Origin of the sequence: Pseudomonas sp. UBA5568, assembly GCF_002425525.1 — a bacterium.
In the GTDB taxonomy this organism is placed as follows: domain Bacteria; phylum Pseudomonadota; class Gammaproteobacteria; order Pseudomonadales; family Pseudomonadaceae; genus Aquipseudomonas; species Aquipseudomonas fulva.
In genome coordinates, this window is record NZ_DIMK01000026.1 from 1 (window position 1) to 25,104 (window position 25,104).

At 65.4% G+C, this 25,104-nt stretch carries 7 protein-coding genes; 3 read left to right on the plus strand and 4 right to left on the minus strand.

The genetic code is table 11. From position 1 onward, the window contains the following. Window positions 1–11,715: non-ribosomal peptide synthetase (locus B2S33_RS08355; protein ID WP_288650146.1), on the minus strand; the 11,715-nt coding region annotated here is incomplete at its 3' end. Between the two features lie 132 nt (window positions 11,716–11,847). Then, a complete protein-coding gene (locus B2S33_RS08360; RefSeq protein WP_288650147.1) occupies window positions 11,848–18,189 on the minus strand; it encodes a non-ribosomal peptide synthetase in 6,342 nt (2,113 codons plus the stop codon). Window positions 18,190–18,601: 412 nt separating this feature from the next. Here B2S33_RS08360 and B2S33_RS08365 point away from each other — a divergent pair, with 412 nt between their 5' ends. Further along, window positions 18,602–19,384 carry a helix-turn-helix transcriptional regulator gene (locus B2S33_RS08365; protein WP_288650148.1) on the plus strand — a complete coding sequence of 261 codons (783 nt, stop codon included), beginning with the start codon at window positions 18,602–18,604 and terminating at the stop codon, window positions 19,382–19,384. A 135-nt stretch (window positions 19,385–19,519) separates the two neighbouring features. Further along, window positions 19,520–21,655 (plus strand): TonB-dependent siderophore receptor, encoded by a 2,136-nt coding sequence (locus B2S33_RS08370; RefSeq protein WP_288650149.1) that lies wholly within the window; start codon window positions 19,520–19,522, stop codon window positions 21,653–21,655. Between the two features lie 51 nt (window positions 21,656–21,706). Here B2S33_RS08370 and B2S33_RS08375 read toward each other — a convergent pair whose 3' ends face one another. Both B2S33_RS08375 and ptrR read right to left on the minus strand, forming a co-directional pair. Then, on the minus strand, window positions 21,707–22,228 hold the full coding sequence (locus B2S33_RS08375) for an acyloxyacyl hydrolase (RefSeq protein WP_027916324.1): 522 nt from the start codon (window positions 22,226–22,228) through the stop codon (window positions 21,707–21,709). A 366-nt stretch (window positions 22,229–22,594) separates the two neighbouring features. After that, window positions 22,595–23,464: a putrescine utilization regulator PtrR gene (ptrR, locus tag B2S33_RS08380; RefSeq protein ID WP_023535440.1), complete on the minus strand. Its 870-nt coding sequence runs from the start codon at window positions 23,462–23,464 to the stop codon at window positions 22,595–22,597. A 106-nt stretch (window positions 23,465–23,570) separates the two neighbouring features. On the opposite strand from ptrR, the gene B2S33_RS08385 reads away from it, so the two are divergent. Beyond that, window positions 23,571–24,956: an aldehyde dehydrogenase family protein gene (locus B2S33_RS08385; RefSeq protein ID WP_110606534.1), complete on the plus strand. Its 1,386-nt coding sequence runs from the start codon at window positions 23,571–23,573 to the stop codon at window positions 24,954–24,956. Window positions 24,957–25,104: the final 148 nt, after the last annotated feature.

Sequence of the window (25,104 nt, forward strand, 5' to 3'; positions counted from 1 at the left end):
CCACAGCAGCTCCCAGACCGAGACGTCGAAGCTGAACGGGGTCTTCTGCAGCACAACGTCGTCGGCACCGAGCGCGTAGGCGTCCTGCATCCACAGCAGGCGGTTGATCACCCCAGCGTGCTCGTTCATCACGCCCTTGGGCAAGCCGGTCGAGCCTGAGGTATAGATGACGTACGCCAGGTGCTGCGGGGTGAGCCCCGGCACCTCCGGGTTGGTGGCAGGCAGTTCCAGGCTCAACGGCGCGTCCAGATCGATCACGACGCCATGCTCGGGCACATGCCGGGTCGCCGCGTGCACCAGCACCGCCACCGGGTCGCTGTCGGTGAGCATGTGGCGAATACGCTCTGCCGGGTAATCCGGATCGACCGGCACATACGCGCCGCCCGCCTTCAGAATTCCGAGCAGCCCCACCATCATCGACAAACTGCGTTCAACGCAGATCGCCACGCGATCATCGGGCGTCACGCCCAGCGCGATGAGGTGATGAGCCAGGCGGTTGGCCTGGGCGTTGAGCTGCTCGAAGGTCAGTTCGCCCTCCTCGTCGCTGACGGCGACGGCCTGCGGGGTGCGCTGCACCTGATCTTCGATCAGTCGATGCAGCGTGTGATCGAGCCCGTACGCCTTTTCGGTAGCGTTGAAACCTGCCACCACGCGTTCACGCTCATGGCTTTCGAGCACGGGCAATTGCTGCACGGGCAACGTGGGGGTGCGTTCAAGCCCGCTCAGCAGCGCTTGCAGCACCTGTTGCACCTGCCCGCAGATGCGCTGCGCGCCGATCTGCGCAGGTACGGTGGCCACCAGTCGGAAAGCCTCGCCCAGATCATCCACGTTCAGGCTCAGCGGGTAGTTGGTGCGCTCCTGCCCGTCCACCACCTCGATACCCGCCCAGCCTTCGCCGCGATCGGCACCCGGCTGGGTGCCATGGCGATAGTTGAGCATTGCGCTGAAGAGCGGCTGCGGCGCCGCGACGCCACTGCAACGCTGTGCCAGCGCCAGCGAGGCATGCTCATGGGCCAGCAGGTCGCTGAGCCCCTGATGCACGGCCCTGGCCGCATCGACCATGCCGATGGCCTCCAGGTCCACACGCAGTGGCAAGGTGTTGATGAACATCCCCAGTGCCCGCTCGGACCCTTCTCCGCCCTGCAGGCGCCCCAGCAGCACGGTGCCGAACACCACGCGCGTTCTGCCACTGGCAGCCCCGAGCAGGCGGGCCCAGGCCAGGTGGAACAACGAAGCAACACTGATGCCCAGGCGCCGAGCTTGTTGGCGCAAGCCGGTGGACAGCGCCTCGGGCAAGACCTGCCTGGCCTCGTCCAGGTCGCGGCCGTCGCCTTGTACGTCATCCAGGCCATAAGGCAAGGTCGGCTCGTCGATGTCACCCAGTTGCGCGGTGAAGAACGCTTCATGGGCGCGCTGATCGACCCCCAGCCTGGCCTGGGCGACGTAATTGCGGTAAGGCACCGCAGCATGAGCCGGTGCGGGGGCACCACTGAGCAAGGCTGTCAGTTCTTCGCCCACCACCTCCAGCGCCGTGTGGTCCAACACGATGTGGTGGAACTGCAAGCTGGCGTCGATGCCGTTCTGTCCCTGGCTGTACACCAGTCGCAGCAGCGGTGCCCGCGCCAGGTCGAGGGTGGCAGTGGCCGACATGTCAGCCACGGCGTCCACGCTCAGGCGCGCCTGGCGCACCACCACCTGCACCGCTTGCGGCAGCCCTTCCCAGAAGATCGCCGTGCGCAATACATCGTGGCGGGCGATGACCTGGTCCAGTGCAGCGGCAAAGGCCTGCAGCCGTTGCTTGTCGCTAAAACGCAGGCGCGTGTGCAGCACGTAGGGATCATGCTCGGCCGACAGGTGATGGTAGAGGATGCCCTCCTGCAACGGCGCCAGGGGGTAGATGTCCTGCACGTTGGCTGCACCGCCCGGGACCTGCAAGACGATCCGCGCAATGCAAGCCTGATCCAGCTCGATCAGGCTGAGCATGTCGGGGGTGATGTGCGAGCAGCCGGCCGGGATGCGGTTCTCGGGCACCTGGACCTGACGGCTGGCAGTGAGCGTGGCAGCCAGGGCAGCCACGGTGGGCTGGCCGAACAAGGTGCGCACATCGACCTGCAAGCCTTCAAGGCGCAGCCGAGCAGTCAGGGTGACGGCCAGCAGCGAGTGGCCACCCAATTCGAAGAAATTATCGTGTCGGCCTACCTGCGCCACCGTCAGCAATTCGCCCCACAGGCGGGCCAGCAGCACTTCGGTATCACCCACCGGCGCCTCGAAGGCCCGTCCCTGCACCACGCTGTCCGGGGTGGGCAGGGCCTTGCGGTCGAGCTTGCCGTTCGGCGTCAGCGGCCAGCGATCCACGTGAATGAACACCGCAGGCACCATGTGCTCGGGCAAGTGCTCGAGCACGCCCTGGCGCAGTGCCTCTGGTGCCTGCGGGTCACCGGTGTACCAGGCAGCCAGGCGCGTACCGTCCACCGCCAGCACTACGGCGGCGTGCACGCCAGGCAGGCGCTGCAGGCAGGTTTCGATTTCGCCTGGTTCGATTCGCAGGCCACGCAGCTTGATCTGCTGGTCGAGTCGACCAAGGAAGACCAGCTCGCCCTGAGCATTCAGGCGCACCAGGTCGCCACTGCGGTAAAGCCGCTCGCCCTCGACGAAGGGATTGTCGAGGAAACGCTCCGCCTGCTGCTCGGGCAAGCCCAGGTACCCGCGCGCCACGCCAGCACCGCCTATGTGCAGGTGCCCGGCAACGCCTGGCGGCACCGGTTGGTCGTGTGCATCGAGTACATACAGGCGGGTATTGTCCACCGGGCTTCCGATCGGCAGGCCAGCGACGGGGATGGCGGCAGTGGGCTGCAGCGTCCAGGCGCTGCAATCGACCGTGGTCTCGGTGGGGCCGTAGACGTTGTGCAGACGCACCTGGGGCAACTGCTCGCGCACTTGCGTGGCCAGCGCATGGGTCAGCTCACCGCCGCCGCACACGATGTCTGTCAAGCCTGAACACAGGCGGCTGCCTGGGTGATCGAGGAACTGTTGCAGCAGCGCAGGCACGAACTGCACCACGGCCACGCTCTGCGCCTGGATCAGCCGAGCCAGGTAGTCCGGGTCGCGCTCGCCCAACGGGCGGGCCAGCACCAGGCGCAAGCCGCTGCACAGTGGCCAGAACAGCTCCCACACCGAGGCGTCGAAGCTGATCGGCGTCTTGTGCAGTACAGCCTGGATCCCCGCGAGCGGCCACTGCCCTTGGCTCCAGTGCACCAAGTTCACCACGTTGCGGTGCTCGACCATGACGCCCTTGGGCAGCCCGGTAGAGCCGGAGGTGTAGATCACGTAGGCCAGGTTGCGTGCTGTGAGCCCAGGCACCTGGGGAGCCAAATGCGCTTGCTGCGCCCACCGGGCGGTGTCCATGTCCACCTTGGGCGCCTGGGTAGGCAGCGCCAGGTCGCCAGTGGCGCGATGCACCAGCACCGCGCGTGGGTCGCTGTCGCGCAGCATGTGGCCAATCCGCTCGGCGGGGTAGCCAGGGTCGATCGGCACATAGGCCGCGCCGGCCTTGAGGATGCCCAGCAGGCCAACCACCAGCGCGACACCGCGCTCAAGGCAGAGCGCAACGCGGTCGTCGGGCTGTACGCCCAGCGACAGCAAATGGTGAGCCAGACCATTGGCCTGTTGATCGAGCTCGGCGTAGCTCAGCTCGCCGTCCTCAGCGACCAGCGCGATGGCCTGCGGGCTGCGCAGGGCCTGCGCTTCGAAAAGACCGTGCAGGGTCTGGGTCAGGTCATGTGGACAGGCGCGATGGTTACCCAGTACCGCTGCGCGCGCCGCAGGGTCAAGCAGTGACAGGCTGTGCACCGGTAGCGCCGGGCGCCGTTCAAGCGCATCCAGCAGCTCGACCAGTACATGCGCCAATTGCTCGCACAGTGGGCGGGCGCCGATGGGCCTGCACACCTGGGCGGTGATGCGCAGCCCTGTGCCCAGGTCATCGACGTTGACGCTGATCGGGTAATTGCCATGCCCGCCCGCCGGCAGCACCTCGATACCCTCAAGGGCCTGGTCGCGCGCCTGCTGCTCTTGCTCGGTCGCGCCGTGGCGGTAGTTGAGCATCGCGCTGAACAGCGGCGTGGGTGCGGCCACGCCGCTGCAGCGCTGGGCCAGCGCCAGCGAGGCGTGCTCGTGGACCAGCAGCGCAGCCAAGCGCTGGTGGGTCAGCTGCACCGCTGCCCGTACGTCGAGCCCTGCCAGGTTCAGGCGCAGCGGCAGGGTGTTGATGAACATACCCAAGGCCCTGTCGGCGCCCTCGCCGCCTTGCAGGCGCCCGAGCAGCACGGTGCCGAAGACCACGTCGTCCTTGCCACTGGTGGCCGCGACCAAACGCGCCCAGGCCAGGTGCACCAGGCTTGCGGCGCTCACCCCGCACTGGCGGGCCAGCGCCCGCAGCCGTTGATACTGCTCAGTGGCCAAATCGGTACTGGCCAGCTCGAAATCACCGCCTTCATGCTGCAGATCGGCAAGCCCATAGGGCAGCGTCGGCTCTTCGACATCGCCCAGTTCGGTCCTGAAGAACGCTTCGTGCTCGGCCTCGCTGATACCCAGCCGGGCCCGGGCCACGTAGTTGCGGTAAGGCACCGGCGCCCCTGCCGGCGTCTGGCCGTGCAAGTGATCGCGAATCTCTGCCAACACCACCTTCAGGGCGGTGTGGTCGAGCACGATGTGGTGGAACTGCAGCACGGCCTGCACGCCTGCCGCGTCATGGATATGCAACAGCCGAATCAGCGGCGCCGAGGCAAGCTCGATACGTTGACCGGCAAGCATCGCGTCGTTCGAGGTCACCTCGATCAACGCCAGGCTCGCCGAACGCTGCACCACCTGCACCGGCTGGGGCAGGCCATCCCAGAGCACCGCCGTGCGCAGCACGTCGTGGCGAGCCACCACCTGGTCGAGGGCCTGGGCAAAGGCATGCAGCCTTTGCCGCGAATCGAAGGCGACCCGCCATTGCAGCAGGTACGGGTCGGCATCGTCTGCACTGAGGTGGTGATAGAGAATGCCCTCCTGCAGCGGCGCCAGTGGGTAGATGTCCTGGACGTTGGCCGCACCGCCGGGGATCGCAGCAACGATGCGGTCCAGCGCAGTCTGCTCCAGCATCAGCAAGGGCAGCATGGTCGGGATGATGCGGGTGCAGTGGGCCGGGATGCCGTTGGCAGGGATTTGGACCTCGCGGGCTGAGCCCAGCGCCCCGGCCAATGCCGCCACCGTCGGTTGCCCGAACAACACGCGCACATCCAGGGCCAAGCCTTGTTCGCGCAGCCGCTCGATCAGGCTCACGGCCAACAGCGAATGCCCGCCCAGTTCGAAGAAGTTGTCGTGCCGGCCGACCTGCTCCAGGCCCAGCACGTCGGCCCACACCTGAGCGATGATCGCCTCGGTTTCACCCAGCGGCGCCTCATACCCCTGCTGGACCAGGTCCTGGGGCTGTGGCTCGGGCAGCGCGCGACGGTCGAGCTTGCCATGGCTGGTCAGGGGCAGCGCCTGGATGCGGATGAAGGCCTGGGGCAACAGCTGACCAGGCAGGCTTGCCTGCAAGCCCTGGCGCACGTCACTCACCTCGACAGCAGAGGTCTCGGTGAACCAGGCCAGCAAGCGTTCGCCGCGCACCAGCACCACGGCATCGCCGACGCCGGGCTGCGCCCGGAGCGCGGCCTCGATTTCACCCAGCTCCACCCTGACGCCACGCACCTTGACCTGGTCGTCGTTGCGGCCCAGGTAATCAAGCGTGCCATCGCTGTTCCAGCGCACCAGGTCGCCGCTGCGGTACAGGCGGGCGTTGGGCAGGCGGCTGAACGGGTCACGCAGGAAGCGCTCTGCGGTCAGGTCCGGCCGGTTGAAATAGCCTCGCGCCACTTGCGCGCCACCAATGTAGAGCTCGCCGGTGACCCCGACCGGCACAGGCTGGCCCAGGTCATCGAGCACGTAGACACGGGTATTGGCGATGGGTGTGCCAATGTGCAGGGCTGCGCCGGGTGCCAACGCACCCGAGGTGGCAACCACGGTGCACTCGGTGGGGCCGTAGTTGTTGACCACGGTGAACCCTGGGTCCTGCTCGAACTGACGCAGGCGATCGCCGCCCACCAGCAGGGTGCGCAACGTGGCGTGCTGGTGTGGGCGGCGCAGCGCCTGTTCAGCCACAGGGGTCGGCAGGAAACTGACCGTCAGGGGTTGTTCGAGCCACCAGTCCAGCAACGCCTCGACCTGCTCGTTGCCCAGGTAGGCCGGCGGCAGGTGCAGCGTGGCCCCCGCGCACAGGGCGGGCCAGACTTCCCAAGCCATGGCGTCGAAACCGAAACCGGCAACGCTGGAGGTGCGTGTGCCCGCTTGCACGGCGAACGCCTGGCAGTGCCAGTGGACGAGGTTGGTCACGGTGTGGTGCTCGACCATGACGCCCTTGGGCTGGCCGGTGGACCCTGAGGTGTACACCAGGTACGCCAGGTCATTGGCAGTCAGCCCCTCCACGTGCGGGTTGTCGGTAAGGCTCAGGTAAGCATCCGGCTGGTCGAGGTCGATGCGGCGCACGTGCGGCGGCAGGCCGCCAATGTCGGCCTGGGCCAGCAACAGGGCCGGCGCGCTGTCTTCGAGCAGGTAGGCGATACGGCTGGCCGGATAGGCCGGGTCCACGGGCACGTAGGAGGCCCCGGCCTTGAGCACGGCCAGCAAGGCGACGATACGGTCCAGTGTGCGATCAAGGCACAAGGCAACGCGGTCAGCCCTGCCTACACCCTCTGCGATCAGCCGATGGGCCAACTGATTGGCGCGTCGGTTGAGCTGTGCGTAGGTCAGGGTCAGGGAGCCCTGGCACACCGCTGTGGCATCGGGCACCGCGGCAGCCTGGGCCTCGATCAGCCCATGTACGGTCTGGCCCTGTGGGTACGCTTGCGCGGTCAAGTTGAAGCCGCCCAGCACCTGCTCGCGCGCCGCATCGTCCAGTATGGACAGGCGCTGAACGCTGGTTTGCGGGTTGTGCTCCAACGCCCGAACCATCTGCGCCACGGCCATTGCCATCCACTCGGCGACCCGCGCCGCGCCGATGTCGATCAACGCCAGCACGTTGAAGGTAAAACCATCACCCAGGTCGTTGACGCTGAGGGTGAGCGGGTAGTTGCTGCGCTCCTCTGCGCCCAGCAGCTGTACGCCCTCCCAGAGGCCGTCACCTGCCTGGGCGGCCGGGTCGGCGCTGTGGCGGTAGTTGAGCAGCGCGCTGAACAACGGCGTCCCGGCGGCCACGCCGCTGCAACGCTGGGCCAGTGCCAACGACGCATGCTCGTGGGCCAGCAGGGCCGACAAGTGGCGGTGCGTGGCCAACACGCCTTGTTCTACCCCGGCGGCGGTATCGACACGCAGAGGCAGGGTGTTGATGAACATGCCCAGTGCGCGGTCAGCGCCCTCGCCGGCTTGCGAGCGCCCCATCAGCACTGTGCCGAACACCACATCGCTGCGGTTGGCCAACACCCCAAGTACACGGGCCCAGGCCACGTGCATCAGGCTCGCAGCGCTGACACCTAGGCGCCTGGCCTGGGCACGTAGGCCCTGGGCCAGGCCGTGGTCGAGCGCCAGCAAAGCGTGCTCGATGCCAGCACCGTCGCCTTGCACGTCGGCATGACCGAGCGGCAGGGTGGGCTCATCGACATCGGCCAGCAGGGTCTTGAAGAAGGCCTCGTGGGCGGCTTCGTTGCCCAGGCAAGCCTGGGCAACGTAATTACGGTATGGCACGGCCGGCGGCAGGGTATGCCCTTGCCCGAACAGCAAGGCGCGCATCTCGTACAGCACTACGTCCAGGGCCGTGTGGTCCAGTGCCAGGTGATGGAACAGCAACACGGCCACCACCCGGTGATTGTCAGGGTCCAGGCTATAGTGCAACTGCGCCAGGGGTGCCTGGCTCAGGTCCATGCGGTGATGGCGGGCATCGAAGCGCGCCTGCAACTGGTCGATGCGCGAGGTGCCCGAATCCTCGTGCAGGTCGGTCACCTCGAAGACGCCCAGCTCGGCCTTGCGCCACACCACCTGCAGCGGCTGCGCCAAGCCGTGACTCAGGACAGCGGTGCGCAGAATGTCATGTCGGTCGATGACCTGTTGCAGGGCGCCGGCCCAGGCCAACAGACGCTCGATGCTGTCGAATGCCAGGCGTGTCTGCAAGAGGTAGGGGTCGCCCTGCTCTGCGCTCAGGTGATGGTAGAGCACGCCCTGCTGCAGGGGTGCCAGCGGATAGATTTCCTGCACGTTGGCAGCGCCGCCTGGTACCTGAGCAGTGATGCGGTCGATCAGGTGCTGCTCCAGCGTGATCAGGCTGAGCATGTCGGGCGTAATGCGCTGCGCGCCCGTCGGCACGCCATTGGCCGGCACCTGCAAGGCCGGGCTATCGCCAACCACAGCGGCCAGGGCGGCGACGGTGGGCTGGGCGAACAGCATGCGCACGTCCACCACCAGCGACGCCCGGCGCAGACGCTCGACCAGCGTGACCGCCAACAACGAGTGCCCACCCAGCTCGAAGAAGTTGTCGTGGCGCCCTACCCGGTCGACCTGCAGCACGTCGGCCCAGATCGCGGCCATGGCTGTTTCAGTCGGGGTGTGTGGGGCTTCGAAGGCGCTGGCAGCAAGGCTTGAGGTGTCCGGGGTTGGCAACGCCCGGCGGTCAAGCTTGCCATGGCGGGTCAGCGGCAATGCATCGAGGCAGGTCAGTGCCGCGGGCACCAGTTGCGCAGGCAGACAGGCCTGCAACGCCTCGCGCAGCGCCAGCGCTTCAAGAGGCCGAGTTTGGGTATACCAGCCCAGCAGTCGGCCGTCGCGCACCAGCACCACGGCGTCTTCGACACCAGGCTGGCACTTGAGCGCCGCCTCGATTTCACCCAGCTCAACGCGCACGCCGCGAATCTTCACCTGGTCGTCGTTGCGCCCGAGGTAATCCAGCGTGCCGTCGGTGTTCCAGCGTACGAGGTCACCGCTGCGGTACAGGCGTGCCCGAGGGTCATCGCTGAACGGATCATTGATGAAATGCGAGTGCGTCAGTTCGGGGCGGTTGAAGTAGCCCCGCGCCACCTGAGCGCCCCCGATGTACAGCTCGCCTACGACGCCCACGGGCACCGGTTGCAGGCCTGCGTCCAGCACGTAGACCTGGGTATTGGCGATCGGCGTACCGATATGGAGGGCACCGCCTGGGCGCAGTTGTCCAGAAGTGGCGACCACGGTGGTTTCGGTCGGGCCGTAGTTGTTGACCAACGCAAAGCCTGGGTCGCGCTCGAAGTGGCGCAGGCGATCGCCGCCTACCAGCAGGGTGCGCAAGGTCGGGTGCTGGCGCTCGCGGCGCAGCGCGTGCTCGGCCACGGGCGTTGGCAGGAAACTCACCGTCAGCGGCTGCTCCAGCCACCAGTCGAGCAGCGCCTCGACATGCTCATTGCCAACATCCGCCGGCGGCAGGTGCAGCGTAGCCCCGGCGCACAGGCAGGGCCATACCTCCCAGGCCAGGGCATCGAAACCGAACCCGGCCACGCTCGAGGCGTGGCCGTGCTCGTCCAGCTCGAAGGCCTGGCAGTGCCAGTCCACCAGGTTGACCAGGGCACGGTGTTCGACCATTACGCCCTTGGGCTGGCCGGTCGAGCCTGAGGTGTAGACGAGGTAGGCCAGTTGCCGATCATCCAGCCCCGTGACCACAGGGTCGTGTGTCGGGGCGTCGGCAGGGGGATGGTCCAGATCCAGACGCGGCACGCCAGTGGGCAGGCCTTCGATGCCGGACTCGGCCAGCACCCAGGCGGGTGCGCTGTCGGTCAGCAAGTAGGCGATGCGGTCTGCGGGGTAAGCGGGATCGACGGGCACGTAGGCCGCACCGGCCTTGAGCACCGCGAGCATGCCGACCAGCCTGTTGGCATTTCGCGGCAGGCACAGGGCGATGCGTTGGCCTGGCTTCACACCTTCTCCCAGCAGCCGGTGGGCCAGTTGATTGGCCTGCTGGTTGAGCGCCGCGTAGCTCAGCACCTGGCCGTCCTGACGCAGTGCGATGGCCTCTGGCGCCACGCGCGCACGGGCTTGGATCCGTGCGTGCACAGTGTCGCCCTGCCGATAGGTGCAGGCGGTGTCGTTGAAGCGACGCACCACCTGATCGAATTCCTGCGGCGGCAGTACGGCCACGTGCTGCAAAGGCGTGTCGGGCTCGTGTTCCAGGGCGTGCACGAGATTGGCGAGCACCTGCTCGAACTGCTGGCTCAGGCGTGCGGCATCCCATTCAGGCAGGCTTTGCACGGTCAGGCGCAGGTCGTCGCCCAAATCGTCCACGCTCACCGTCAATGGGTAATCGGTACGCTCCTCGGCGCCGACAATGTCGATACCCGGCGCGACAGGAATGATCTCGGCGGCGTCGCCGGCGTCGCTGTGACGGTAATTGAGCATGCTGTTGAACAAGGCCGTGGGCGCAGCCACCCCGCTGCAGCGCTGAGCCAGGGCCAGGGACGCTTGTTCGTGGGCCAGCAAGCCGGTCAGACGACGGTGGGTGTGCAACAGGCCGTCCTTGACTCCCACCTCTGTCACGTCGATACGCAGCGGCAGCGTGTTGATGAACATGCCCAATGCCTGCTCGCCACCCTCCCCGGCGGTCATGCGGCCCAGCAATACGCTGCCGAACACCACCGTCTGACGCCCGGCCAGCTGCCCTACCCACCGGGCGAAGCCCAGGTGCAGGATACTGGCTGGGCTGACCCCGAGCTGCCGGGCCTGTTGACGCAGGCGACGGGCCAGAGGGGTCGGCAAGGTCAGCCGGGCTTGCTGCAGAAGCTGCTCGGGCTTTGCCTGGGCACCGAAGGCCAGGGTCGGCTCGTCGATATCGGCCAGCATGTGCTCGAAGAACTGGGTGTGGGCTTGTTCGTCCAGGGCCTGGCGGGCCGCCGCCAGGAAGTTGCGAAACGGCGTCGGCGCGGGCAACTGCGCGGCCGTACCGGCCAAGTGCGCCTGGATTTCCCGGCGCACGATATCGAGCGCCGTGTGATCCATGATCATGTGATGGAAGGTCAGCACTGCCACCCACGCCTGCCCCTCACCCTGGGCTTGGGCCAGTTGCATCAGGGGTGCCTGGCGCAGGTCCAGTCGATAATGGCGTGGGGCCAGGTGGTCGCACAGCTCGGTCAGTGTACCGTGGCCTTTGAACGGCAACGCTTCACGCACCAGGGCCGCTTCGCGCCATACCACCTGCACGGGCTCGTCCAGGCATTCCCAATGTACGGCAGTGCGCAGGATGTCGTGGCGCTGTATGACCGCTTGCAGGGCGTCGGCGAAGGCATCGAGGTGCGCCTTGCTGGCGAAACGCAGTTGCACCTGCGACAGGTAGGGGTCGCCGTCCTGGGCCGACAGGTGGTGGTACAGCATGCCCCGCTGCAGGGGTGCCAGCGGGTAGATGTCCTGTACGTTGGCCGCCCCGCCCGGCACGCTGTCGACGATACGGTCAATGGCCGCCTGGTCGAGGCTGACCAACGGCAGCATGTCGGGGGTGACGCGAAATGCCGGGCTGAGCCAATCGTCATCCTGACTTGCAAGCATCTCCAGCAAGGCCGGCTTGTGCCGGGACAACGCCTCCCACAGGGGGTCGTCCAGCGTCTGGTCATCACCCAGGACGATCAGGTCCTGGTCTTCACGCTGCAGACGGATGGGACGGGTGGAAAGTGCGTTGATCAGTTCGCTGAAGTGCATCGGTAAGCATCCTGCTTTGCCTGGAAGGGTTGATGGCCGACACGCTAAAGCAACGCGACCGGCCGGTCTGACATGGGAAGTGGGGACAACCGCGCAAACGATTGCAGGGGCCGACGGGCCCCGGACCTGGCATCAAAGCCGCCTGCGTTTGCCCAGGCTTGGGATGGTGGTAGGCGGGATGACGGCCTGTTCAGGCTGGGCCTGGGTGCTGGCGGCAAGCCCCGAGAGGGTGGGCTGGGTGAACAGCGCCCTGGCGTCGACGTGCAGCCCGGCCTGGCGCAGGCGCGCCACCAGGCTCACGGCCAGCAATGAATGCCCGCCCAGCTCGAAGAAGTTGTCGTCACGGCCCACCTGCTCGATCTTGAGCAACTCGGCCCAGATGGCCGCCATGGCCGCTTCCAGCTCGCCTTCGGGTGCACGGTAGGCGCGGCTGATGACCGCATCGGCGCCGGGCGCGGGCAAGGCACGCCGATCCAGCTTGCCGTTGGCGCTCAAGGGCAACTGCGCCAGGCGCACGAAGGCCTGGGGCACCATGTACTCCGGCATGCAGGCCAGCAGGTGACCGCGCAGGGCTTCGAGGGCCGGCGCAGGCTGGCCGTCGCACAGGGTGAAGTAGGCCACAAGGCGCTCTTCGCGCATCAGCACCACCGCCTGCGCAACGGCCGGGTGGGCGGTGAGCGAGGCCTCGATCTCTCCAAGTTCCACGCGCAGGCCGCGCAGCTTGACCTGGAAGTCGTTGCGGCCCATGAATTCGAGGTTGCCGTCTTCTCGATAGCGCACCAGATCGCCTGTGCGGTAGAGCCGGTCGCCGTCGACGAAGGGGCTGGCGATGAAGCGTTCGGCCTGAAGCTCAGGCAAGCCCAGATAGCCGCGCGCCACGCCTACTCCACCGATGTGCAACTGGCCTACGCCGCCCAGCGGTACCGGGCGGTCGTGCTCATCGAGCACATACACGCGGGTGTTGGGGATCGGACGGCCGATCGGCGGTGTCTGCACCGGCAGTGGCGTATGGGCCGGCAACGACCAGGCGGTACTGTCGACAGTGGCCTCGGTGGGGCCATACACGTTATGCACGCACACCCAGGGCAAGCGCTCGCGAAGGCTTTGCAGCAACGCGGGGGTAAGATCGCCGCCTCCGCAGAAAATGTCGGTGAGGCGGGTGCACCCCTGCACCCCTGGCTGATCGAGGAACTGCTGCAACAGCGCCGGGACGAACTTGACGATGCTGACCTGCTGCGCCTTGATCAGCTCCACCAGGTAGCCAGGGTCGCGGTGCCCACCGGGGCGAGCCAGGACCAGGCGCACCCCCGCCGTCAACGGCCAGAACAACTCCCAGACCGAACCGTCGAAGGTGCACGGGGCGCGTTGCAGCAAGGCGTCACCGGCACGTGGTGCCCGGATCAGCGAGCCCCAGTGCATCAGGTTGCACAGGCCGCGATGCTCGATCATCACGCCCTTGGGCGTGCCGGTCGAACCTGAGGTGTACATCACGTAAGCCAAGTGCTGCGGGCCAAGGCCAGGCACCTGAGGGTCGGTGCAAGGACGCTCGGTCAGATCACAGCGGTCCAGGTTCAGGGTGGGCTGTTGCAACGGCGCGAAGAGCCCTGCCGTGGCCCCGTGCACCAGCACCGTGACCGGGTTGCAGTCCTGCAACATGAAGCGCAGCCGCTCTTGCGGGTATTCAGGGTCCAGCGGCACGTAGGCACCACCTGCCTTGAGCACCCCGAGCAAGGCGATCATCAGGCTGACACCTCGCTCGATGCACACCGCCACTCGGCTGTCAGGTGTCACGCCCAGGCCGATCAGGTAGTGCGCCAGGCGGTTGGCCTGTTCGTTGAGCGTCTGGTAGTCCAGGCTCTGGCCGTCGGCCTGCAGGGCGATGGCGCAGGGGGTACGTTGCACCTGGGCCTCGAACAGCGTCGGCAGTGTCTGGTGAACAGGGCTGGTGGGGTCTTCGGTGGCGTTGAAGCCTTCGAGCATCAACGCAAGCTCCCGTGCAGGCACCGGGCATAGCTGCTGGAGCATGCCGGATGTCGGGTCCGATAGTGCCTGGCCGATGTGTTCGAGCGCCGTGCCCAGGTAGTCCAGCATGCGCTGCGCCCCCAGCGCACGCGGGGCACGCACAGACAGTTGCAGGCGATCTCCCGGGTCATCCACCGTCAATACCAGGCCATGGCTCGTCACTTCACTGGCTTCGACCAGCGCGACACCCGGCATGACCTCGCCCAACGGCAGCGCACCCTGACGGTAGTTCACCAGGCTGTCGAACAGTGCGCTGCCGGCCGGCAGACCGCTGCATTGCTGGGCCAGGATCAGCGGCGCATCTTCATGGGCCAGTAGCGCCGCCAGGCGAGCATGGGTATCCACCAACGCCTGCGCTGGGGTGCAGTCATTGAGGTTGATGCGCAGCGGCAAGCTGTTGATGAACATCCCCAGCGCCCGGTCGGCGCCAGGGCCGGCCATGCTGCGCCCCAGCAATACCGTGCCCACCACGACTTGGTCGCGCCCACTCAGGCTAGCCAGTGCATGGGCCCATGCCAGGTGCAGCAGACTCGCAAGGCTGGCGCCATGCGCCCTTGCCAGGGCGCGCAGGCTGGCGACCGTGGCGGCGGGCAGGTCACGGCTGGCGTTCTCGAGGTCGGCCGGATCGAGCGCCACTGCGCCCCAGCCCGACAGCGGCTGCTGCGGCGCCAACCCCGCCAATTGCTCGGTGAAAAATGCCCGGTGGGCGGCCTGGCGCTCGGCGCGGTTAGTGAGCGCCACGTAATCCCGATACGGCACTGGCGCTGGCAATTGCGCGCCCCGCCCCGCCATACAGGCCTCCAGCTCGCCCAGTAGCACCTGCAAGGACACCGCGTCGTTGACCAGATGGTGAAAACGCAGCAAGGCCAGCCAACGGCCCTGTTCAGGTGCATCCATGCACACCAGTGCCAGCATCGGCGCCTTGTCCAGGCTGAGCGGGCGCCGGCCGGGATGGTAGTGGTCGCGCCATTGACCTTCAGGCCCCTGCCAGCGTTCGACTGGCAGGCGGGCATGGCGCCAGACCACCTGGTGCGGCGTCTCCAGCCCTTCCCAGGCCAGGCTGGTGCGCAGGATGTCGTGGCGCTGCATCACATGCTGCAACGCTACGGCGAAGTCGCGCACCTGTTGCTCGGTGGCGAACGAGAACAAGGCCTGTTGCTGGTACGGGTCGACCGTGTCCGTCAGGTGGTGGTACAGCAGCCCCTGCTGCAAGGGCGCCAAGGGGTAGATTTCCTGCACGTTGGCCGCGCCACCCGGCACCCTCGCTACGATGCGGTCGAGCGCTGCCTGACTGAGCGTGGCCAGGGGCAGCATGCCCGGCTCGATGCGCTGGCACTGCAACGGGATGCACGGCGGTGGGGTGTGCACGCACTCGGTGGCCCTGGCGCTGGCGGCGACCGCTGCCAGGGTCGATTGCCCGAACAGCACCTGCACATCGACCTGCAGGCCTTGTTGGCGCATGGCCTCGATCAGTTGGACAGCCAGCAGCGAATGCCCGCCCAGCTCGAAGAAATGGTCGTGCCGGCCGATGCGCTCGATGTGCAGCAACTGGGCCCAGAGCGCGGCCAGGCGTTGCTCCATCTCCCCTTCTGGCGGCTCATGCTCGTGCCGCACCATGGCCGTGTCATCCGCTGGGGGCAGCGCGCGTCGGTCGAGCTTGCCATTGGCGGTCAAGGGCCAGTGGGCGACCTGCATGTAGGCGACCGGCAACAGGGCGACTGGCAGGCTATCGCGCAGGTGATCGTGCAGGGCCCGGGGCGTGACCGGATCGGTCGCCGTGAACCAGGCATGCAACTGACCCTTGCGGAGCATGACCACGCCTTCGTTCACCGCCGGGTGACGGCTCAAGGCGGCTTCGATCTCCGCAAGCTCGACCCGCATACCGCGGATCTTCACTTGGTCGTCGTTGCGGCCCAGGTACTCAAGCGTGCCGTCGGACAGCCAGCGCACCCAGTCACCGGTCCGGTAAAGCCGGGCGCCAGGCGCGCTACTGAACGGGTCTTGAACGAAGCGCTCGGCGCTCAGTTGCGGCTGGTTGAAGTAGCCCCTGGCCACCCCTTGGCCACCGATATACAGCTCACCGGCCGCGCCGGGCGGCAGCAACTGGCCCTGCCCGTCCAGCACATACACCTGGGTGTTGGCGACCGGAACGCCGATGTGCAATGGCCCACCCGGCTGCACCTGCCCCGACGTGGCCACTACCGTGGCCTCGGTCGGGCCATAGTTGTTGATCACCTTGCACGTCAGCTCCCGGCCCAGTCGTCGCAGGCGGTCACCGCCCACCAGCAGGGTTTCCAACGTTGGATGGGGCATCCCCTGGGCGAAGGCGAGTTCCGCAATCGGCGTGGGCAAGAAGCTGACGTGAAGCGTTTGGGCCCGCCACCAGGCGAGCAAGGCGTGTACATCCTCGGCCCCTTCGCGTACCGGTGCCAGGTGCAAGGTGGCGCCACTGCACAGCGCCGGCCAGATCTCCCAGGCCATGGCATCGAAGCCAAAGCCCGCCACGCTGGACTGATGGCGGCCTGGGCCAAGCGCGAATTGGGTGCAGTGCCAGTCCACCAGGTTGGCCAGCATGCGTTGCTCGACCATCACTCCCTTGGGTTGGCCGGTGGAGCCAGAGGTATAGATGATGTAGACCAAATCCATACGCGTTTGCGGTGCGAACGAGAAGGTGGCTGCGGGCTCGGTCGGCCACGACGGGTCGTCCAGTTCGATCTGTGGCCTGCCATGCTTGGGCAGGCGCGGTGCGAAGCGCGAAAGGGTCAGGACCACGTGCGGAGCGCTGTCCTGCAGCAGGTAGGCGATGCGCTCTGCCGGATGGGCGGGATCGACCGGCACGTAAGCACCGCCTGCCTTGAGTACCGCCAGCAGGCCAACCAGGGTGTCCAGCCCTCGCTGGGCGACCACTGCCACGCGCCGTTCAGGGCCTACCCCGAGACTTGCGAGGTGCTGGGCCAAGGCGCTTGCGCGGTGATCGAGCTCGCCGTAACTCAAGGTTTGGTCGCCGAAACAGGCTGCCAGGGCTCCCGGCTGCGTGCGGGCTTGCAGCTCGATGCGTTGCTGAATCAGGCAGGGCGCCGTGTGCGCCGCTGACATGGCCGTCATGTTCCATGCCCTAAGGCGTTGGTGCTCGGGTGCGGTCAGCATGTCGAAGGCCGATACCAGGGCCTGGGGTTGGGCCAGGCCCTGCTCCAGCACATGCAGCAGTCGTGCGCCGAGGGCTTTGGCCTGTTCGTCGCTGAACCAGGCGCGGCTGTGCACCAAGTGCAGGCGCGCGGTGCCTGCGTGGGTGTTGCAGCGCAAATGGATGCTCAAGGGTGAGGGTTCATGGCCATTGCAGATCATGACCGTCGCACCGGCCACGTCGCCGATTTGCAGCGCGTTGCTGTCTTCTTCGAAGGACACCAGCAGCTCGAACAACTGCGTGCGCCCCTCCTGCTGCGCGGCGACGTCGCGTTTGAGCGCGCTCAACGGGTAGCGCTGATGACGAAAATCCTGCTTGAGCGTAGCGACGATGGCTTGAATCAGGTCCGCGAAGGACAGGTTCCTGCCAAAGTCCATGCGCAGTGGGCTGACCTGGGTGAACAATCCCAGGGTTGCCTTGAACTGTGCGTTGGAGCGGTTGCGTACCGGCAAGCCGACCATCCATTGATCGCGCTGCCAAGTGCGGCAGACACAGACGTGCAGTGCCCCCAGCAACACCGGCAACGGCGACACGCCCAGGGTGTCGGCCAGCGCCCGCAGCTTGCGCATCAGGCCAGGCGTAACCGCCAGATCGAGCGCATGGCTCGGTGAATCCTCCGGCGACAAGGCCGGTTGGGTAGGCCGCAGCAGGGGGTCGGGCAGTTGGGCAAGCCTGGTCAGCCAGTACTCACGGTCACGCTGATAACGCGCCGAGGCCCGGTAGCGCGCATCCTCTTCGATAAAGGCGCAGTACGAGGGCGCGTTGCCGGGCAGCGCCTGTTGGTGTTCGAGCGTGAGGTAGAGGTCGGCCAGTTGCTTGAACCACTGGTCAACGCCCCACCCATCGAGCACCAGATGGTGGGCGCGCAAGGCCAGCAAGTGCTCGCGGGGGCCCATCCTGATCAGCCTGGCCTCCCAGAGCGGCCCTTGCTCCAGTGCAATGGGCATGCGCATCCAGGCATCGAGAAGGTTCAGGGCTGCATCGGTCGGGTGGGCGTCAGCTTGAAGGTCGTCCCACATCAAGGTCACGGGCAGCTGGGGGGCGAAACGCTGCCGCGCCGAGCCACCCTCCTGTACCCACACGGTACGCAAGGCATCGTGGAGGCTGGCCAGGTGATGCAGTGCCAGCGTCAGCCTGGTCCTGTCCACCTGCCCCTCCAGCGCGACATAGGCGCCAATGTTGTACAGCGGGGATGTGCCTTGGCTGAGTTGCTCCAGCCAGATATCCCGCTGGGCAACGGTGAGGTCGAAAAGGTCGGCGGCAGGCATGATCGGTCAGGTCCTTCTGAGGGGTCAGCGTGCGATTCAAACACCGGGCGCCTGCCCTGTATGGCCCATTAAACCCGGACACCCCCGCAAGCAACGTGGGCTGCTGAAATCCTTGTAGGAGATTACCTACACGGGGCTGGCGACGATGGCTCACGGCATACTGTATTGGCGTCGCTTATCCCTGCGGAGCCACCCTTCTGGCGCCAATTTGCTGGCATTTGGCCCTTTTTCCAGCGTTCCCCACGCATCCGATGATCTGCGCCTACCACCTTTTGCTGGCATGTTCTGTCCCTGAATCCCGCTACAGACGTCTTCCAGTCAGCGGGCTTGAATACGCCCATACACCCTGCCCGATTGCAATGGGATTGCGCGGGCAGACGCAGTTACAGCAGGCCCTCAGGAACCCATCGACATGATGTTGAACGCTCGCTCCGACTACCGACCGGACCCTCATCTCTATCTGCAACTGGGTGAATTGATCGCGCAGACCGGCGGCGCCTGTTTCGCCGAGCAGATGCTTCGCCTGGTACAGGATCAAGTCAGCATCGACGGGTTGGAAATCAGTGAATGGACCCTCGATGCACCGCAGCTGACGGACAGCCGGGTCGAAGTGCTCGGCCGCGCCGGTGTGCATGCAAGGCAGGTGGGTTCACGCTTGCCTCATCCCCTGCTGCAATCGATCGAGCAGATGCACGACCCATTGCTCATCGAGTTCAAGGCGCCCGCAGGCAGCAATCCGCGTAATCTGCGCCCGGCCCATCAATGCCACCTGGTGTCCTGCAGCGGTACCAAACGGTGGGTGATCAGTGCCTACCGCTTGCCCTGCGAGCGACGCTTTTCGCTGGCAGAGCTGTCGCAGCTCAAGAGCCTCTCGAGTACGCTGCTGCCGCTCGTCGAACATCACGGTCAATTGCTCGATCATGACGGCGCCGAAGTGATCGGCCAGGCGCTGGATGACGCAGAGGTCGGCAGACTGCAACAGACGTTCGGCAGACGTCTGATGCAGGCTTCAGTCAAGCTCTCGGTGCGCGAACAAGAGGTGTGCGTGGGCCTGCTGAGCGGCTGCACGGTCCCTGAGCTCGCCCGGCGGTTGAATGTGAAGAACAGCTCGGTGGAAACCTATCTCAAACGCGCTGCTGCCAAGTTAGGCGTAAGCGGCCGTAATGGCCTGACCAAATGGATGACAGGCGGGTAGCGACCTGCGTCTACCCCTCTGCGCAAACAGAGCACAGGTGTAAACCGAAATAGATGCATTTGATAATGATTCGTAGTATTTTCCCGGCGCGGTTACACCTCCAACTCCAGCGCCCTACTCAGGATCGTACTGTCGATGCGTCGCACGTTCGTCTCGCTTTGTGTACTTCATGCCGTTTCCCCCCTGGCGTTTGCCGATCCGGCCTCCCCGCCCGACGCCGCGCAAATCGAACTTCAAGCCTTGAGCATCACCGGCAGTGCCGATGCCGAACGGGCCGACGGCCCGGTCCAGGGGTACAAGGCCAGCCGCTCGGCCAGTGCCACGCGCACTGACACGGCACTCCACGAGACGCCTCAGTCCGTCAGCGTGGTACCCAAGGATGTCCTCCAGGATACCGGCGCCACCCGTCTGCAGGACGGGCTCGATTATGCCGGCGGCGTCGGCCGCGCCAACAACTTCGGCGGCCAAGGCCTTACCACTTTCACGGTGCGCGGCTTCACCACCGGCGAGTTCTACCGCAACGGGTTCCCGATCAACCGGGGGTACCCCAATGCGCCAGACGCCAATACGGTCGAGCGCCTGGAAGTCATCCGTGGCCCGGCCAGCAGCCTGTATGGCCGTGGCGATCCGGGTGGCACCTTCAACGTGGTCAGCAAGCAACCCCTGTCGGACCCGAGCGTGACACTGGGCAGTCAGTTCGACGACCAAGGCATGCACCGCGCCACCCTCGATGCCACCGGGCCGCTAAACGAGGACGGCTCTGTGGCCTACCGGCTCAATGTGCTGGGCGAAGGCGGCGACAGTTTCCGTGACGATGTGCAGGGCGAGCGCTACGACGTGGCCCCAGTACTGAGCTGGCAGGTCAACGACAGCACCAAGGTGGTGTTCGAAGGCGACTTCATGCGCAACAACCACCCCCTTGATCGCGGCCTGACCCGCTACCCTACCCAACCGCGCAGCGCCTCGTGGGACACATACATCTGGGAAAAGGGCAGTGACAACTTGCTGCACAACGACAACAACATGGCCCAGATACGCTTCGAGCACCTGCTCAACGAAGACTGGACGCTGGCCGGCGGGTTCCAGTTCCTCGATGGCAGCCTGCAGGGCAATGCCGTGGAAGCCAACAAGGCCCCGGTGGATGGTCGCACCCTGGAGCGCAACTTCAACTGGCGCAAGCTGCAGTGGACCGACCGGGACTGGCAGCTGAACCTGACGGGACACTTCGACACAGGCGCGTTCAGCCACACTTTGCTGACCGGCGTCGAATACGAGAACTACGATTACAACTCCATCATCCAGCGCTCCTCGGCGCGCGATGGCACCTACCCCATCGATATCTATCACCCGGTACTGGGCCAGCCTCGCCCTGCCCTGACCCGCACGACCACCTGGGACAAGGAAAACCTGCAAACCTGGGCGTTCTTCATTCAGGACCAAGTGGCCCTGACCGAGCGCCTCAAGGCGCTGGCCGGGGTACGCCTGGAGCGCTTCGAGCATGACTACGACGACAAGATGCCGACCAACCGCGACTTCAGCAAAGGCGAAAATGGCGTGACGCCGCGCTTTGGCCTGATCTACGACCTGACCGATACCCTGGCGGTGTACGCCAACACCGCGCGCTCGTTCAAGCCCAACACCGGCACGCCCGCCAGCGGTGGCGGCTTCGATCCGGAAAAGGGCAAGTCTTATGAGCTGGGGTTGAAGTGGGCGTCGCTCGATGGCCAGCTGAGCGCGGATGCTGCGGTCTATCACATCGTCAAGGAAAACGTCCTGGCCAACGACCCCAGCGACCCTACGAACACCTTCAAGGTGGCCGCAGGTGAGGTGCGCAGCCGCGGGCTGGATATCAACGTGGCAGGCAACCTGACCCCCGAATGGCGCGTCATCGGTGGCTATTCCTATGTCGATGCCCAAGTCACCAAGGACACCAGCCTGCCCAGCGGTACGCGCCTTGCCAACATCCCACGCAATACCTTCAGCCTGCTGAACACCTACGAGTTCCAGGACGGTTTGGCCAAGGGGCTCGGGTTGGGCGTTGGGGTGAAGTACGTGGATGACCGTGCCGGCCAGACCGCAACCAGCACCTACACCATGGAGCGCTACAGCGTGGTGGACCTGCTGAGCTTCTACAAGGTCAACGAGCACGTACGCCTGAACCTGGACGTGAAGAACCTGTTCAATAAGGGCTATGACGAAGGCTCGTTCAACACCTACGCCTATCCGGGCGCGCCTCGTACGGTGCAGGCCGGCGTGGCCTACACCTTCTGACAGGCACTCGACCGGCTCGGCGGCCAGGCAGCCGCCGAGCCGGGCTGGTCATCAGAAGCCTTTGCTGTAGAACAGCGAGTACGACTCGATGCCATCGTTAGGCTGGCGGATGCCCGCGTTGGAGTAATGGATGGCGCGGATGCCGACCTTCTGCTCCGACGGCAACTTCAGGCCCAGGCCGATGCGGTCTTCGAAGTTGAAGGACGAGCCCATGCGCTGGTCGCCGACCCGGGTCTTGGAAAATGCCGCGATACCGATGCCTGCTTCGATGTAGGGGGTGTAGGTGAAGCCGCTGAATTCATAGGTGAACACCGGGCTGAAGGACAGCGAGTGGGCACCGCTGGCGTCACCGCCCTCCCAATAGGTGTAGCCCGCGTCCCAGTAGCCGGTCAGGTGGCCGACACTGGTCTCGAACCACTGCTTGTCCCAGTCGAAGGACAAGCCTGCACGGTAGGTCATGTCGCCTTGGCTGGTGACACCGACGGCGCCGGTAACCTGGGCAGCCTGGGCCAGGTTCGCCCCGGCGAAGGCCAGCACGGCGGCAGCCAACGAAGCAGCGATACGGGATTTCATCTATGACATCTCCTGATGGTAAGTGCGACAACTGGAGGCATGGACCCTGGGTCAGTTGGTTGCGTCAGCTTGCTGAACGCTGACCGAACGGCGCAGGGTTTAACCTCTCGAAATTTTTGGTAACCGAATCTCGCGTTTCGGTCACACGATGTAATAATTGCCGGATTATGGTCAGTTGTATAGGAACTTGGAAGTAGATTGCTATCACTTCCCGTGATCCTTTTAGCCGTTTACTGCTTGGGTTAGGCAGATAAGCGTGCTAGACCGCTTGATATATCCAATGCCCTAGCGTGACAGTCTGATGCATCGAGCCCGGCGACCGATGCCTAGACCGAACGCCTTCAGCATCGTTCAAATCTTTTCAAATCAGGATGATGAGATGCTTTCTTCAAGTAGATTCACGAACGTCGAAAGGCTGCGCGAGACCGTCCCACGGCGCCAGACCAGCCAGGTCTTCAGGTAACGGAAGTCTTCAGACATCGGCCAGGCACTGACCGTGCTGCACCCTGGCATGTTCTCCAGCATGGTGCGCGGCATCATGGCCAAGCCCGCACCGGCACTGACGCACGCCAGCATGCCGTGGTAGGACTCCATTTCGTGAATCTTGCGTGGGACGGCCTGATCGTTGACGAACCAGTTTTCAAAATGGTGCCGGTAGGAACAGTTGGCGCGAAACGCGTAGATATTCTCGCCGTTGACGTCTTGCGCCCGGTTCACAGGCGCATGGTTGAGGGGCGCGATGATGACCATCTCTTCTTCGAAAACCGGCATGCCCTCCAAGGTAGGGTGCAAGACCGGCCCGTCGATGAACGCGGCCACCAGCCGACCCGACAGAACGCCCTCGAGCATGGTCCCGGAGGGGCCCGTGGACAGGTCCAGGTCCACTTTGGGATAGCGCTGGTTGTAGGCTGCCAGTACGGCCGGGATGCGCACCGCCGCAGTGCTCTCCAGGGAGCCCAGGGCGAACGTGCCCTGTGGGTCCTCCCCTGCTACGGTGCTACGCGCTTCCTGAACCAGGTCGAGGATGCGCCGGGTGTACTCCAGGAAGTTCCAGCCGGCCGGGGACAAGCGCAGGCGGCTTTTCTCACGTATGAACAGGTCCACGCCCAGGTCCTCTTCCAGTTGCTTGATGCGCGTGGTCAGGTTGGAGGGCACCCGGTGGATATGCTGCGCGGCTGCACTGATGCTGCCTTGCTCGGCGACTGCCTTGAACATCTCAAGTTGTATCAGGTCCACGGCTTTCTCCAAACGTGAATGAGTGACTCATTATTATTCAGTTTTCATTAAAGCCCTAGCCCACTAGTCTGAGCCCACTGCATAACTACAGCGAGAGTGCTCCGCCATGAATGCGATCAGCAGCCAGACCCACGCCATCTCACTCGACCCGTTCACCGGCGAACAGATCGGCGCTTACCCGTTCGACACCGATGCCGCGCTCGAGGCGGCGCTAACGCGGGCCAAGTGCGGCTATGGCCAGTGGAGCCGGCTGTCGGCCGATCAGCGCAGCGAGCACCTCCTGGCCCTGGCCACTGTCCTGGAGGCGCAGGCAGAGACCTTTGCTCAGATGATCAGCCGCGAAATCGGCAAGCCGATTACGCAGGCACGGGGTGAAGTCAGCAAGTGCGTAGGCCTATGCCGCTGGTACGCCGAGCACGGCCCCGCGATGCTCGCGCCTGAAGCGACCCAGGTTGAAAAAGCCCGTATCGAGTACCGCCCGTTGGGCCCGATCCTGGCTGTGATGCCCTGGAACTTCCCCATCTGGCAGGTGCTGCGCGGCGCGGTACCTGCGATTCTGGCGGGCAATACGTACGTGCTCAAGCATGCCCCCAACGTGATGGGCAGCGCCTACCTGCTGGATAAGCTGTTCAAGGATGCGGGCGTACCAGAGGGTGTGTTTGAGGTGCTCAACGTAACACCGGAGGGTGTGACACGCGCCATCAACGACCCGCGCATTGCGGCGGTGACCTTGACCGGCAGCGTGCGCGCCGGCATGGCGATCGGTGCCCAGGCCGGTGCTGCGCTGAAGAAGTGCGTCCTGGAGCTGGGCGGTTCGGACCCTTTCATTGTGCTGGCCGATGCCGATCTGGATGCGGCGGTGCAGGCGGCAGTGATCGGGCGTTATCAGAATACCGGGCAGGTGTGCGCGGCCGCCAAGCGCTTTATCGTCGAACAGAGTATCGCCGAAGCCTTCACACGCAAATTCGTGGAAGCCACGCAGGCCTTGAAAGTGGGCAACCCGCTTGAAGATGCGACCTATATTGGCCCCATGGCCCGCTACGATTTGCGTGACGAGCTCGATGGCCAGGTGCAGGCCAGCCTTGCCGAAGGGGCTACCTTGTTGCTCGGTGGCCACAAAGTCGAAGGTGTGGCCAATGTCTATGCACCCACCGTGCTGGGTGATGTGACGCCTCAGATGACAGCCTTCAGGCAGGAATTGTTCGGCCCGGTTGCGGCGATCACGACCGCGCGGGATGCCGACCATGCCGTGGCGTTGGCCAACGACAGCGAGTTTGGCCTGGCTTCGACCATCTACACGGCCGACTATGCCTTGGCCGAACGGATGACGTCGGCGCTGGAGACCGGTGCGGTGTTCATCAATGGCTACTGCGCCTCCGACCCCCGTGTCGCCTTCGGCGGGGTGAAGAAAAGCGGGTTCGGGCGTGAACTGTCGCACTTTGGCGTGCGGGAGTTCACCAATGTGCAGACCGTGTGGTTGGATCGCAACTAAGGCGCTGTCTGGCATGAGAGCCGGGTTGTGGTCATGGCATTTTAGCTTCGCGTGTTACATCGCGCGAAGCCGCTGCGCGGCCCCCCGATCTAGAGTCAAAGCTGAATGCGGGGGCCTGGCGCTGCAGCACCTTTCAGGCAGGGGGGCC